The organism is Bacteroides intestinalis DSM 17393 (genome assembly GCF_000172175.1).
GTDB lineage: Bacteria > Bacteroidota > Bacteroidia > Bacteroidales > Bacteroidaceae > Bacteroides > Bacteroides intestinalis.
The window spans coordinates 1724285-1738853 of sequence record NZ_ABJL02000008.1 but is presented as its reverse complement, the minus strand read 5'-3'; the positions used below and the strand labels follow the sequence as shown (position 1 = coordinate 1738853).

General features: G+C 40.9%; 13 protein-coding genes. 8 read left to right on the top strand and 5 right to left on the bottom strand.

Annotated elements, in window-relative coordinates:
• Positions 1-112: 112 nt before the first annotated feature.
• Genes BACINT_RS16390 through BACINT_RS16380 form a run of 3 tightly spaced genes read right to left on the bottom strand, consistent with a single transcriptional unit; the run spans position 113 to position 3094 of the window.
• Positions 113-1288 (bottom strand): iron-containing alcohol dehydrogenase, encoded by a 1176-nt coding sequence (locus BACINT_RS16390; RefSeq protein WP_007665057.1) that lies wholly within the window; start codon positions 1286-1288, stop codon positions 113-115.
• Positions 1289-1314: 26 nt separating this feature from the next.
• Complete coding sequence (locus BACINT_RS16385; protein WP_021968317.1) at positions 1315-1857, bottom strand: flavodoxin family protein; 543 nt, start codon at positions 1855-1857, stop codon at positions 1315-1317.
• Positions 1858-1897: 40 nt separating this feature from the next.
• Positions 1898-3094, bottom strand: a complete 1197-nt coding sequence (locus BACINT_RS16380; protein ID WP_021968316.1) for an MFS transporter — start codon at positions 3092-3094, stop codon at positions 1898-1900.
• 146 nt (positions 3095-3240) lie between these two features.
• On the opposite strand from BACINT_RS16380, the gene BACINT_RS16375 reads away from it, so the two are divergent.
• The 5 genes from BACINT_RS16375 to BACINT_RS16355 all read left to right on the top strand — a co-directional run bounded on the left by BACINT_RS16375 (position 3241) and on the right by BACINT_RS16355 (position 7401).
• Positions 3241-4149: a helix-turn-helix domain-containing protein gene (locus BACINT_RS16375; RefSeq protein ID WP_044155326.1), complete on the top strand. Its 909-nt coding sequence runs from the start codon at positions 3241-3243 to the stop codon at positions 4147-4149.
• Positions 4146-5042, top strand: a complete 897-nt coding sequence (locus BACINT_RS16370) for a helix-turn-helix domain-containing protein (protein ID WP_007665049.1) — start codon at positions 4146-4148, stop codon at positions 5040-5042. Before BACINT_RS16375 ends, BACINT_RS16370 begins: the two co-directional genes overlap by 4 nt.
• Positions 5043-5132: 90 nt before the next feature.
• A complete protein-coding gene (locus BACINT_RS16365) occupies positions 5133-6068 on the top strand; it encodes a homocysteine S-methyltransferase family protein (protein ID WP_021968314.1) in 936 nt (311 codons plus the stop codon).
• 71 nt (positions 6069-6139) lie between these two features.
• Positions 6140-6667, top strand: coding sequence for a DMP19 family protein (locus tag BACINT_RS16360; protein ID WP_007665046.1), 528 nt, complete (start codon positions 6140-6142; stop codon positions 6665-6667).
• A gap of 98 nt (positions 6668-6765) precedes the next feature.
• On the top strand, positions 6766-7401 hold the full coding sequence (locus tag BACINT_RS16355; protein WP_007665045.1) for a SagB/ThcOx family dehydrogenase: 636 nt from the start codon (positions 6766-6768) through the stop codon (positions 7399-7401).
• Positions 7402-7459: 58 nt separating this feature from the next.
• Here the strand turns inward: BACINT_RS16355 and BACINT_RS16350 are convergent, their stop codons facing one another.
• Positions 7460-8590: an OmpA family protein gene (locus BACINT_RS16350; RefSeq protein WP_007665044.1), complete on the bottom strand. Its 1131-nt coding sequence runs from the start codon at positions 8588-8590 to the stop codon at positions 7460-7462.
• Between the two features lie 486 nt (positions 8591-9076).
• Positions 9077-9712, bottom strand: a complete 636-nt coding sequence (locus tag BACINT_RS16345; RefSeq protein WP_007665043.1) for an HU family DNA-binding protein — start codon at positions 9710-9712, stop codon at positions 9077-9079.
• A 415-nt stretch (positions 9713-10127) separates the two neighbouring features.
• Here BACINT_RS16345 and BACINT_RS16340 point away from each other — a divergent pair, with 415 nt between their 5' ends.
• From BACINT_RS16340 to BACINT_RS16330, 3 genes are all read left to right on the top strand, one after another.
• On the top strand, positions 10128-12215 hold the full coding sequence (locus tag BACINT_RS16340; RefSeq protein WP_007665042.1) for a BT4734/BF3469 family protein: 2088 nt from the start codon (positions 10128-10130) through the stop codon (positions 12213-12215).
• On the top strand, positions 12212-13999 hold the full coding sequence (locus tag BACINT_RS16335) for a tetratricopeptide repeat protein (protein ID WP_007665041.1): 1788 nt from the start codon (positions 12212-12214) through the stop codon (positions 13997-13999). Before BACINT_RS16340 ends, BACINT_RS16335 begins: the two co-directional genes overlap by 4 nt.
• A gap of 149 nt (positions 14000-14148) precedes the next feature.
• Entirely contained in the window at positions 14149-14556 is a 408-nt protein-coding gene (locus tag BACINT_RS16330; RefSeq protein WP_007665040.1) for a DUF3244 domain-containing protein, read from the top strand.
• Positions 14557-14569 lie beyond the last annotated feature (13 nt).

Here is a 14569-nt window from a genome sequence, read left to right as displayed (position 1 = left end):
GTTTATCGGGTACAAAAGAGGCTACATCGGAAGATAATTTCATGTTTCTCATTATCGTTCAGAACATGAAATTAACCCGGATGCAGCCTCGTACAATAACTGGCTTTATGAATTAATGAAACGATTTGCGGTAAATCTCCACGCAATCCTCATGCTTCAATTCGTAAGGGTTGGCAAGGAATAATTTGCCCATTGTTTCCTTGGCATTGGTGGCAAGGGTATCAAATTCATCGGGCGTAAATCCATAATCACTCATCTTCAGGTTTGCCACTCCACAAGCTTCCTGTAGTTTTACCAGCATGGTGATAAAGTCTTCCGGTTTATCAGCATCCGGCATACCCATTGCTTGTGCCATTTTGATGAATCGTTCATCACAGGCATGCTTCTCTATAAAGAATTCATAGAATGCTTTGGAGATCATAATCAATCCGGCACCATGTGGCAGCTCCTGATGATAAGCGCTCATTGCGTGTTCTAAAGAGTGTTCGGCAGTAGTGCTGCAAAAGGTCATTACCGCACCGGACAGATTATTGGCGAATGCGACTCTTTCACGAGCCTCCATATCAGCTCCGTTAGCAACTGCACGTGGTAGATATTTAGCTACATTTTCAATAGCGGTCAATGCGTACATATCGCTCATCAGACTGGCAGTTTTAGAGATATAACATTCTGTAGAGTGGAACAACGCATCAAATCCCTGATAGGCCGTGAACTTAGGCGGAACAGATTTCATCAACTCCGGATCGACAATAGACAGTACCGGGAAGAGTTCATCATAACCGCCAAAGCCTATTTTCTCATTGGTTTCATCATTGGTGATAACGCCCCATTGATCTGCTTCGGAACCTGTTCCAGCAGTGGTGGTAACGCAAACCAGGGGTAGGGGCTTGTTTACCATCGTTTGTCCTTTTCCGGTTCCATCACTGATGTAATCCCATACATCACCGGGATTCGTGGCCATGAATGCCATTGCTTTGGAGGCGTCCATTACGCTTCCACCACCCAAGGCAACTAAAAAGTCGCAATTGTTTTCCTTGGCAAAAGCGGCTCCTGCCATTACGGTCGATTTTAACGGATTGGCTTCTACCCGGTCAAATACGGCAGTTTCAACACCTGCTTGCTGGAGTTCGGCTTCTACTGTATTCAGATATCCGTTATCCTTGGTAGAGCGACCGTTTGAAATAACAATCATTGCTTTCTTTCCGGGTAATTGCTGATTGTGAAGTTCCTTCACCATACCGGCACCAAACAAGGTGCGGGTAGGAATGTAAATTCTAAAATGACTCATTATTCTTCTTTTTTAAATCCTATAAATTATTCTATTTCTTTTCCCATTTCATAAGCTTCCCGTAGGGCTGGTTTATCTTTTATTTCACCCACATGCCAAACTCCGGTTCCATACACAACTCCTTTGATGGTTGGATTTTCCAGGCAATTCAGAAATCCCTGGAAAGTGTCCACGGTACGTTCCATCAGTTTCCGATCATCTTCGGCAGCGGTGACAATGAAATAAAATTCCTTATTCTTCATCTTCGTATAGAGGCCACAGCAACGGTCTATCAACGTTTTCATCTGTGCACTCATCGTGTAGAAATAAACGGGTGTAGCCATAACTATTACATTGGTTGCCACCATCTTCTCTATAATCTCTGCCGCATCGTCTTTCTGCGGGCAAGGTTTTCCGTGCAGGCTACATGTGCTGCACCCTGTGCAATAATGGATTGTCTTGTCACGCAGGAAAACCTTTTCTGCTTCGTTACCACTTTCAATTGCTCCTCGCACAAATTCGTCGCAAAGGGTGTCGGAGTTTCCGCCACGACGAGGGCTGGATGATAAAATCAATACTTTCTTAGTCATAATCATTTTATATTATAAAGTTAAAACTACTTCTTATTTCTTATGCAGCCATTTCCATTCTGATTTGTCTTTCGGATTGTGTAGCACGTATTCTTAATACGACGAATACAATGCTTAAAACAAGAAATATCAAAGAGCCGATGACGGAATAACGCGTATTAAAGAAGGTGATAAACAATCCGCAGACGGCTGCACCTACTGTAGTACCGAGATTGGCAGACAATAAATACAGTCCGTTGGCAAAATCCGGTGCTTCGGGAGCGGCATGCGTTATCATGTATTGCATGGTGTTCTGTCCGTATCCCGCCAAAATCCCTAGGATCAGAATGATTACTGCCATTACCATCAGCCATTCCCCCAAAGCGAATACTCCTATATAAAAAGTCAGTAGTGCCAAAGGAATCATTATCATACTACGTACCGGATTGACCGCCAGTTGCTTTCCGGCTATTACATTTCCTATTATATTGGCCAGTCCATAAATCAGTAGCATTGTACTGATTACGGTATACGAAACCCCGGTGATTGTCTTCAAGTAATCAGACATATAGCTGAAGAATCCGAATAAGGCTCCGTTAATCAGCGTGATAGCAAGAATGGAGTACCAGACTACTTTCTTTTTTAATACACCGAGTTGTGTACCGTAGGACAGTTTCTCTTTGACCGGCATAGAAGGTACAAACAGGATGGTTGCAACCAGTACCAATGCATTTACAACGGTGAAGAATAACATGCCCATTGAATACGAAACTTCGCTTGCAATGTAACTCGTCACCGGTACCCCCAGCACCATACCTGCTGATACGCCGATGAATACTTTTGCTACCGCCTTTGGTGCCTTCTCCTTACTGAGAGATGCTGCTGCTACCGTGAAAGCCATAGATACATATACCGGATGAAGGAATGCCGGAAGTGCACGGGATATCAGCAACACCGTAAAATTAGTGGTCATCATGGAGATGATATTACTTAATGTAAATAATCCCAGTGCCAGTATCATCACCTTTTTCCGGTTGATACCCGAAAACAGTAAGGGGGTGATGGGAGCGGATATTGCTACTACCAGCGCAAATATGCTGACCGTCCAACCTGCTTCCGGAACAGTTACTTGAAAGTTCCCGGCTATCAGGGGCAAAATTCCAATCACACCCATTTCGGTATTGATTATTCCGAATACACCGGTTGTGAGGATGAATACAAGTAGGGTACTTGAATTGAGTTTGAATTTATTCTTCATATATTTCTTTTTTTGTACTGCAAAGGTCGGGGAAACGTAGCATTTCCTTTGTAGATAAATTACGGATATGATAACCCCAATTACAGATGCCTGATTTCTCAATTGAAATAATTTCTATCTTTGTTGCAGTTCAAATACTTATGAATATGGATAGAGTTATAAAATTAGATAATGTAGATCACTATAACAGTCTCTACGGATTGGAAACCCTGCATCCTCTGGTGAGTGTGGTGGATCTTACCAAAGCAACCAAATCAGTCAATCATATCCAAATGACTTATGGCTTTTATGCACTCTTTCTGAAAGGAGCTAAGAACTGTGATATCAAGTATGGTCGCCAGCATTATGACTATCAGGAAGGAACCATCGTTTGCTTTGCTCCCGGTCAGACTACCGGAGTAGAGATGCTGAATGATGTAGTGCAGCAAGAAGTGTATGGTGTCCTCTTTCATTCTGACCTGATTCGCGGAACCTCCCTCGGAAAGACAATAAAGGATTATACTTTCTTCTCTTATTCAGTAAGCGAGGCTTTGCACCTGTCCGATCAGGAAAAAGAAACTGTGATGGATTGCCTGAAAAAGATCAGTATCGAGCTGGAGCATCCTATCGATAAGCATAGTAAAGCATTGATTGCTATGAATATCGAGCTTCTGCTCAATTACTGTATGCGGTTCTATGAACGCCAGTTCATCACCCGGAGCGGCGCCAATAAAGACTCTCTTACCAAGTTTGAGCAACTTCTGGATGAATATTTCAGAAGTAATCTTCCTGTGCAGGATGGCTTGCCGTCCGTGAAATACTTTGCGGATAAAATCTATCTCTCGCCCAATTATTTCGGTGACATGATTAAGAAAGAAACTGGTATGACGCCTCAGGAGCATATTCAGATGAAAGTGATCGAACTGGCTAAAGAACATATCGTTGAAACGGACGAGACAATCAGTGAAATTGCTTACACCTTGGGATTTCAATATCCGCAACATCTCAGCCGCCTGTTCAAAAAACGTGTCGGCTGTACGCCCAATGAATATAGACTGCAAAATGTACAGTTTTGAAAAAGGATATATTGAACATAGAGACTGTACACCAGTGCAATTGCTGTTTGGGAAATAAGACCTTACACCCGTTAGTGAGCGCCATTGACTTATCTAAAGCTAATGTGATGCAGCGTACTATCAAGTTCGATTTCTACACCATCTTACTGTTGGAATGCGAAGGTGAAGATTTCATCTACGGGCGTAAGTATTACGACTATTCCAATGCAACAATGATTTTCCTGACTCCGGGACAATCCATCAATATCAACGAAGGAAAGGCATTTCCCCGAAAGGGCTGGTTGTTGGCTTTTCATCCCGACTTGCTTTGCAGCACTTCATTGGGGCGGAACATTAAGAATTACTCTTTCTTTTCTTATCATCTGAATGAAGCGTTGCACCTTTCCTTGCGCGAAAAGGATAAAGCAATTGAATGTATGTACAATATTGAGAAGGAACTGCAACATGCAATAGACTGTCATAGCAAGACCTTGATTTCAAGATATATAGAACTCCTGTTGGATTATTGTTCCCGTTTCTATGACCGTCAGTTTATCACTCGGAATGAAGTCAATAAGGCGATATTGAACAAGATGGATATTGCGTTGGATGACTATATCCAGTCCGGACGATTGAAAAATGGTGTATTACCCTCTACAAAATACTGCGCAGATATACTTCATTTATCTTCCCGTTATTTCAGTGATTTATTGAAGTTTGAAACGGGGAAGAATCTGGATGAATACTTCCAGTTGAAAAGGCTGGAAGTCGCTAAAGAGATGCTATTAGGTAAAGGTTATACGGTAAGTTCGGTTGCTGAAAAATTGGGCTATCCAAGCGTACAATATTTCAGCAACCTGTTTAGAAAACTGGTAGGGATATCTCCCAGCGAATATAGATTGTCACAAAACTAATCAACTCAAATCATTAAAGTTAGTACGGATTCTGTAACTTTGCGGCAACAGGTATCACATACCTGCGAGTAATATATAAAACCGACTTGTATGGATTTTGAAACTTGCATAGCCTCTCATTCTTCAGTTCTGATGGAAGGGGCATTGGGAGAACGATTGAAGCGTGAGTATGGCCTCACCATCAATGGCAGTGTAGCTATGGCTGATTTGATTTATAGTCAACAGGGGCGGGTGGCATTGGAAACTCTTTGGCGGGGCTACATGGGGATTGCTGGAAAATACAATCTACCGTTTTTAGCTACCACTCCGACCAGACGGGCCAATAAGCAGCAAGTTATTCAGGCCGGATATGATGAGGCTATTATTGAGGATAATGTCAGGTTCCTCCGTAAGATAAAGGAAACATCAAATATTGAAATGTATATTGGCGGTCTGATGGGGTGTAAAGGAGATGCTTATACAGGTGTCGGTGCTCTAAATATTGAGGAAGCTTACGACTTTCATCATTGGCAGTCGCAACTATTTAAACTTGCGAAAGCAGATTTCCTGTATACAGGAATTATGCCTGTGCTGACTGAAGCAGCGGGTATGGCGAGGGCCATGTCCGATACCGGAATCCCCTATATCATTAGTTTTACCATCCAAAAAGACGGGAAACTTATTGATGGGCATACCATCGACTATGCTATCCGGTTTATTGACGATAATGTATCTCGCAAACCGGCGTGCTATATGACAAACTGTGTACATCCCTGCATCGTCTATGAAGCTCTTGCACACAACTTCAACCAAACCGATACTGTCCGAACACGGTTCATCGGTATTCAGGCCAACACTTCCGCATTGTCTTATAGTGAACTGGACGGTTCCGCTGATCTGCAATCTTCTTCTCCTGCCGACTTGGCTGAAGGTATGATGAAATTGAAATCAGAATATGATTTTAGGATATTTGGCGGCTGTTGCGGAACGGATGATACACATATGGAAGAAATCGCTAAGTCTATATCTTGCGGAGCATTGTCCTGATGCTTTCGGTCTTTTCCGAAAAGAGTGAATTTGAATGAGTTAATTTTGACTATATCTTAAATTATATTATTATGCTTACTTGGTTCTTGAATTTACTTGGTTTAAAAAAAAATATTGGTAAAGGTATTTCTGAAGATTATGAGCCTATTACTCAAGAGTTGATAGATGCAACTCCTGAAGATGAGCTATATACTAAAATTATGTGGAGCTTGCTTAGCGATGAAGTTTGGTTTAGCGATTCACGAAAGGCTTTCTCTCTTATTTATGAATTGGATGGAGAAGTTTGTAACGGAGGATTTAATCAATACTATTTCAATCCGTCGGGTGAGGATCGGTATGAAGTTGAAAAGGCTTTGGAATTGATTGGAGCTATTGACTTCTCCAGTCTTATGAGACGAGCTAATGCTTGTTACGAGACAATAAAACCAGAATTAGAAAAGTTTGATGACGGTACATCGGAAAATTTTAGTAAAAGTTATGAGGATAATCCTCTGACAGAATTTGATAATGAATATTATGAGTTGAATAATGGAGGCCGTCTTTTTGTATTGATGTCACAATTTGTTAAGAAACATCCACAGGATTTTATTAGTAAGTAATTTAAAGCCTATCTAAAAGAGAATACTATAATACTTAAAAAATGAAAATTCATTCCTTTTTTGTATATTTGCCTCTTAACTTTTAAAATACCACAGTTATGAGAAAAGTACAACTATTGTTAGTTTGTTTAGTGCTTTCAGTGGCTGCTTCTGCTGCTGATAAGGTAGTTAAGTTACCAAAGCCCAATTTGAATCGTGCCGGTACGGTAATGAAAGCATTGTCTGAGCGTCAGTCTACACGTGAATATGCTTCGAAAGCATTGAGCCTTGCTGACTTGTCGGATTTATTGTGGGCTGCTAACGGAATCAATCGTCCGGAGTCTAGAAAGCGGACAGCTCCATCGGCTTTGAATAAGCAGGATGTAGATGTATACGTGATATTACCCGAAGGGAGCTATGTGTACGATGCGAAAAATCATCAGTTAAATCTGGTTTCTGAAGGAGATCACCGCGATGCTGTTGCAGGTGGTCAGACTTTTGTAAAAGCGGCTCCGGCATCTTTGGTACTGGTCAGTGATGTTTCCCTCTTTGGCGATGCTCAGAAACCACAAAATCAGGTGGTTGGAGCTATAGATGTTGGTATCGTTTCGCAGAATATCTCTTTATTCTGTGCTAATGCCAAATTGGCTACAGTGCCGCGAGGTTCGATGGATGCCACTCAGTTGAAGAAAGTATTGAAACTGAAAGATAGTCAGATTCCTATGTTGAATCATCCTGTAGGATACTTTAAATAATGGAATAAAAAAATGGCCTACCTATGCTTAAGCACAAGTAGGCCATTTTTAATTTTGTTTATTTGGCATCTTCAATAATAGAACAGATACTAACCCGGTTCCAATCCGGTTCTGTGAACATGTCACCCACTCCCTGACCTTCGGCAGTAATACGTGACGGGTTGATTTTATACTTATTCACCAAGATTGTCTTTACTGCTTCAGCACGCGCTTTAGCTATTCTTGCGTTGACTTCGGCACTACCTTCCGGTGAAGCGTATCCCTTAATCACTACTGTTGTATTTGCGTGTTTCTTCATGTAAGAAGCCACACGTTCCACATTTGGCAACTGAGAGGCATCGACTGTAGATTTACCTTGCCTGAAAGTAACAATGGATTCCGGAATACGGCTGGTTTCCACTATTGTTTCAACAGGAACTGCCCGGTTCTGTAAATTGTTGACTTCTTGTTGCAATGCGCTGATCTTCTGTGCGTCGACATTGATCTGACCGTTTTTCTCGTTCACTTGTGAGCGAAGATTATTGATAGAATTGTTCAGGTCGCTTATCTCGGCTGGATCATAGAGTTTAGCCAAAGTAAAGTGATGGCTTCCGTTGCTACCACCAAAGTGGTAAGCTACACCTGCTGTTAGTTCAAAGGCGGCATTGTTCACATTGAATCGGCTACGGTTGTAGTCGCCTTGCATATCATATACCAATGCCGGTTTGACTCCTATCGTCCAAGCTTTAGCTTCTCCGAGGTTGAAGTTGAAATTCATTCCGAAACGACTGGACCAGGAGTTCATATCTCCGGAACCATTCATATAGTAGTGCAGCCATCCTGCACCGGCTACGGCTTCTACTTCAAATATCCGGGGAGTACCTGTATAGCCTGCGAACAGGTTCATCAGGTTGACTTTACCCAATAAGCTAAGGTCTGAAGCATCAAAAGCTGTCTTACTGTTCGAGGTGTTTATATATCCCATGCCTTGAACTCCCAGTCCGAAAACGGGGGTCAGTTGCTTCGTAAACTCAATTCCCAAAGCCGGGCGGGCATTCTTGAAGAAAGCGCTGTGGCTTACAGGAGTTATAATACCGGTTTTTAGTTCTATAGACCAATTGTCTGTGAATTTGCTGCCTTGTACGGTAGTCTGGGCATTTGCAGTCAATGCTGCTAAAACAAATGCTGATAAAATAATTGATTTTTTCATAATTGAAATGCATTAATAGTTGATACAATAAAATATAATATGCCCTGAAGTAGTTTATTTGTTTGCTCTTTTCAGGAATAAAGCGGGAGGGTTAGGTTGCAGATTTCTTGTTTGCTTTGATCTTTGTTAAGTTTAAAGTTAGTTTAATCATATAATCTACTCTTTCTCGAATCCCGTTCATTAACATAACAGCGATTCTTTCTTTAAAAATTTAATTTTCTTCTTCATAATTCATTATTTTAAATTCATAATTAAGGTTGCTGTTCATTTATAACAACATAATCTTTGAAACATGGTTCGATGTATGAAAGGGTAATTAACAATAATTTAATGATTGCTCAGATTTCAATAAAAAGTTGGTTCAGGTTACTCTCACTACCCTCACTGTTAAAATATCTTATTGATAATTAGGGTATTAAGTGTGGGTGAGAGTAAAAATCCGGCGTGAGGGTAAACCGCTTACTCTCACGCCGGATTTTTACATTTTTACATCATAACTTCTTCTGTTATACCGTAATACCCCACATTTGGCGCATATATCGGTTGGTTCTGTAATCCGATGTTTTTTAGCTTTCCTTCCCCGCGTAAACGGCGGATATGCCCCATTGCAGTCGATTTCATCATGCCGCATACCCTTTGGAAATCACTTCTTGTCATCATGTGGTGCTGACTGAAGTAGACGGTCAGTCGGCGGTCTATTTCTTCGTCCGATAATTTGTTGGAGTGTCCATTGTGTTTTATATTCTTCAGTTTCACATTTCCGATTTCACTCCTCAGATCCTGATCCGCCCGGAATTTGATGCCTTTCAGCCTTACTTTCGTATTCTTCCGTTTTGTATCTTCTTTTATTTCTTCCGTGCAGGTGAGGGTAGGGTGGAAGTAACCGATACCATCCAGATGTACCTGCCTGCCCTCTGCCAGTTCTTCACCCATTGCATGAGACAGGGCGTCGAGCACGGCGGACACATCTGTTTCCGTCAGTGAACAACGTTCCTGGATTTTGCGTCGTAACCTGTCGGTTCCTGTTTTTCCATTCAGCGTGATGCGTGCATGAAGTTTCGTTTCTTCTTGTGGCTGGTTGGGAGCCACCGGGTTTTCGTACCATTCAAATAAGATTGCCATAGTTGCTTGTTTTAATTATAAGGTATTAATTTGTTTTACATTAGGGACTATTCTGTTTCCTCCTAAGGAACATCCCGTTTACTCTTAGGTATGATTGGATGTCAACCTTGGTTAACAGGTCTGTCAACGTTGGTTGATCGGCTTGTTAGCCAAGGTTGACAAGCCTGTTAACCAAGGTTAACACCCAATAGGACTTACTACAAAGATACAAAATAAGCAGGGAAAAGTCAAGTGATTCCCTGTTTATTTCTCAATTATTATTGAAGCTTTTGCTGTCAAATGGATGGGCTGAACTTTTTTGAAATAAATGCAGAATAATATGCTCAAATACTTGACTTTCGCTTTTAGGAACAGTATCTTTGTAACTCCTTAAAGGAATTATACTATATAAATAAAATTCATAACAGATAATGATATGAAAATCACTTCAATAAGACATGACAAAGATACAGGCAGAGAGATGATGACCATTTATGATGCCGATGTGCTGATGGAGAAGATGAAAACGGAAAACAGAGATGGGTACGTAACCGGGTTACGAACTGTTATGCCTCAGTTGGAAGGTACTGGTTCCACATTTGCCTATATTGACAAACTTCCACGTATCTATCCTGCCGTGGAGTATGCCCGCACTAAAGACAGAGGGCGAAGAATGAAACAATACAATGGTCTGGTTCAGCTTGAAGTGAAGAAGCTAGCTGGATTGGCGGAAGCTGAACTGGTGAAACGTCAGGCGATGCTGCTTCCTCAAACGTTTGCTGCTTTTTGCGGTTCCAGTGGAAGGAGTGTGAAGATATGGGTATGTTTCGCCTTACCGGATGGAAGCTTACCGAAGCGTGAACAGGAAGCCGCATTGTTTCATGCCCATGCCTATCGCTTGGCGGTGAGTTGTTATCAGCCGTTGTTCCCGTTTCCCATTGCCTTGAAAGAGCCTTCACTGATGCAAAGCTGCCGGATGACGCTTGATGAACATCCCGGATACAATCCTCATGCGGTACCTTTCTGTCTGGAACAGCCATTCTCCATGCCCGGCGAACAGACCTTCCGGCAACGGCAGTTGGCTGAGAAAAATCCGTTGCTGAGGCTGGAACCTGGGTTTGAAACGTCGCAGACCTTCACCATGCTTTTTGAAACTGCCCTCGATAAGGCGCTCCGGGATATGGAGAACTGGCGACGGGGAGATAATCTCCAACCGTTGCTTGTCCGCCTTGCGGAGTATTGCTATAAGGCGGGCATACCGGAAGAGGAAGTTGTGAGGCAGACGATCATTCATTATTATGCACAGGCAGAGGAGCAAACGGTACGTACCATGGTTCATAATATTTACCAAGAGTCTAAGGACTTTGGCTCTAAAACTATTTTGACTCCGGAGCAGGATACCGCTCTGCGTCTGGAAGAGTTTATGGAACGGCGCTATGAGTTTCGTTATAACACGGTGTTGAACGATTTGGAATATCGTCAGCGTGATTCCATTCATTTCTATTTCAGACCGGTGGATCGGAGGGTACGCAATACGGTGGCGATTAATGCCCTGAAAGAGGGGATTCGTGCCTGGGACCGTGACGTGGAGCGTTATTTGACATCAGAGTATGTGTCTTTGTACAATCCTGTTGAAGAATACCTTTGTAATGTGGGGCATTGGGACGGAAAAGACCGCATCCGGGCACTTGCCAATCTTGTGCCATGCAATAATCCGCATTGGAGGGAGCTGTTCTACCGCTGGTTTCTCAGTATGGTGGCACATTGGCGTGGGCTTGATCGCCAGCACGGAAACAGTACGTCGCCATTATTGGTCGGTGCGCAGGGGTATCGTAAATCTACCTATTGTCGCATTATTTTGCCACCTGAACTGCGTTTCGGATATACGGATAGTCTTGATTTTAAGAGCAAACAGGATGCGGAGCGTTATCTGGGACGTTTTCTGTTGGTGAATCTGGATGAGTTTGATCAGATTAGCTCCAATCAGCAGGGCTTTCTGAAACATCTTTTGCAGAAACCTGTGGCAAATTTGCGGAAACCCTACGGTTCTACCATTCAGGAGGTGCGCCGTTATGCTTCGTTTATCGGTACCAGTAATCAGATGGAACTGCTTACCGATCCCAGTGGTAGCCGCCGTTTTATCTGTATCGAAGTGACTGCACCTATTGATACGAATGTCACCATCAACTACAAGCAATTGTATGCTCAAGCCATGGATGCCATTTATAAAGGTGAGCGCTACTGGTTGAATGATGAGGACGAAGCTATCCTGAAAGAAACCAACCGGGATTTTGAACAGATCAGTCCGCTCGAACAGCTTTTCCACTGCTATTTCCGGGTGGCGGAAGAAGAACGGGAAGGGGAATGGCTGACCGCAATGGAGATATTCAATTATCTACAGCAGAAAACCCGCGATAAACTGTCGGTCAGCAAAATAGGGCACTTCGGCCGTTCGCTGAAGAAATTGGATATTCCTTGTAAAAAGTCAAATAGGGGGACGGTGTATCATTTGGTGAGATTATGAAAAATATATTGTATGTTTTGTTGCTTATGGGTGTTGGATTCATTTCTTGTATTCCACGTCCGACAAATAGTCAGGATAAAATTTTGGCTTATGCAGACACATTGATTAGAAAATCATATTATGATAGTGCTTTGCAGATTCTTGGTTCTGTTTCACCGGAATCTTTATATACACCGGCTTCACAAGCCAGATATGCTTTGTTATTAACTCAGGCCTACGATAAAAATTACATTCGTCATACTGATGATTCATTGATACGTATAGCTGTGAAATATTACGATAATTCAAAGGATGAATCGATGTGTGCGAAAGCACATTATTACTGGGGACGTGTGTATCAGGATAATAAAGATGTAATTGGAACTGTGCGCGAATTTATGAAAGCATTGCCCATAGCAAACAAAACGCAAGATTATGATTTATTGTGCTTATTACATTCTAATTTGGGACACTTATTGTATACACATGGATTGCTTGAAGAAGCCGATTCCGTATATCAACAAGCAGAACGAATGGCGAGTGAACATAAAGATTCGTTGAGATGGGTAGTAAGCCTCATCAAAAGAGCAGATATTTGTATGGAAAGAGGAGAAGGTTTCTATTTGGAGGCAGAACGGAAACTGTTGAAAGCTCAAACAATATTGTCTTCTGGCGGTAACACTCCTTTGGCAAAGAAAATGCTATATTCTCTAGCGTCATTATATCAATATATGGGAAGGACGGAAGAAGCGATAGAAACTGTACACAATTTTTTTATCATAGAATCCGATACAGCGAAGTACTTCGCTTCTTTTTTGATAGTCGGAAGTAGCTTTTATAAAGAAGGACAATATGATTCTGCCACTTATTATTTAAAAAGAGCGGTACAATCCAAATCTTATTATACAAAATATGGAGCTTATATGAGATTGGCTGATGTGGCTAGAATACAAGGAAGATATTCAGAGGCATTGCAATATGAAGATGCATACATAGCTTATAAAGATTCTGCAATGAAGGAAGAATATCCTGCTAAGGTTATTGCAACATTAAAAGATATGTTCTATCATCAGTCCGTATATCAATATGAGACTTTCATGTCTCGTTATAGATTGTATATACTATTGTTATCCATAGTTTTATTGATTACGATCAGCAGCATTGTTTGGCGGCACTTTACAGGACAACACAAAGTTAAATTATCATTGCTAAATCAACAAGATATCCAGACAAAAACAGGTGTACTTGAACAGCTTTTGCAGGAAAAACGTGATGAAATTAGTCTTTTGGAACAATCATGCGCAGAAAGTGAAGGTGATAGAATTAAACAACTACAAATAAATAGTTGCTTAAATGGACTTTTGGAAGAGGAAAGGCGTATTGTTAGTGACTTGAAAGCGCTATTAGAGCAAAAGGAAGAAGAAATAAAACAGCTGAAAGGTATTAAGTTTAAGAGATTAATAGAAGACACTTCTATCTATCAACGATTACTGTATATAAAAGATGAAAATGCTAAAAACTCTACCGGTAAAATGAATTTGGAAGAGGAAGATTGGGAGGAACTATTATCAGAAATAGATTTGGTATCTTTCGATTTCACCACACGTTTAGTAGATCGATATGATGCTTTAGTAGATAATGATATTAGATTTTGCTGTCTCATAAAACTTGGATTCAAATTCTCTGAAATAGCACTAATCCTTGGTTGCAGTGTAGATGCTGTATATAAAAAAGAGAAGTCTATATTGCGCAGAATGGATATGGAACATACAATTAGACTCAAAGAAATATTGAGAAATATTTGACGGAAAAAGTGGAATAATCATCAGAAGTAATTTGATAGTTTATTGATTATTAAGCGGTTATATCCTATACTCTTATGCATTAACATATCACTCTAATATTTTTATAATGAATTTTGCTCGAACTTTGCGACAAATTAAAAAAATAAGATATGAAAAATGCAATTCTATTTTTTATCATTCTTGCAACTTTATGTTGTAATACAGAGATCTATTCTCAAACTTCTCCCGTTGATGACTTTTCAAAGTTTTCTAAACAAGATATACCATTAAAAGGAGATGATACTGATTTTGATGAGGGCATTGCGCGTACTCCTGCACGACAATCTGCTGCTACTGCTTTTCTTTATGGAAATTGTGTGTATGTTAATTTTGCATGTCCTGTCAATGATGTTAAAATTGCTATCATTGATAAAAGTACTGGCAAATACATATATGCTGAGAATCATAATCAACCTGATATAATAATTGATATAAACACGAAAAATAAAGGGGAATATCAGATTATGATAAATTCTATATATTTCTTTTTATGGGGAGAATTTAGTATAGACCAATAATATTCTGAAATAA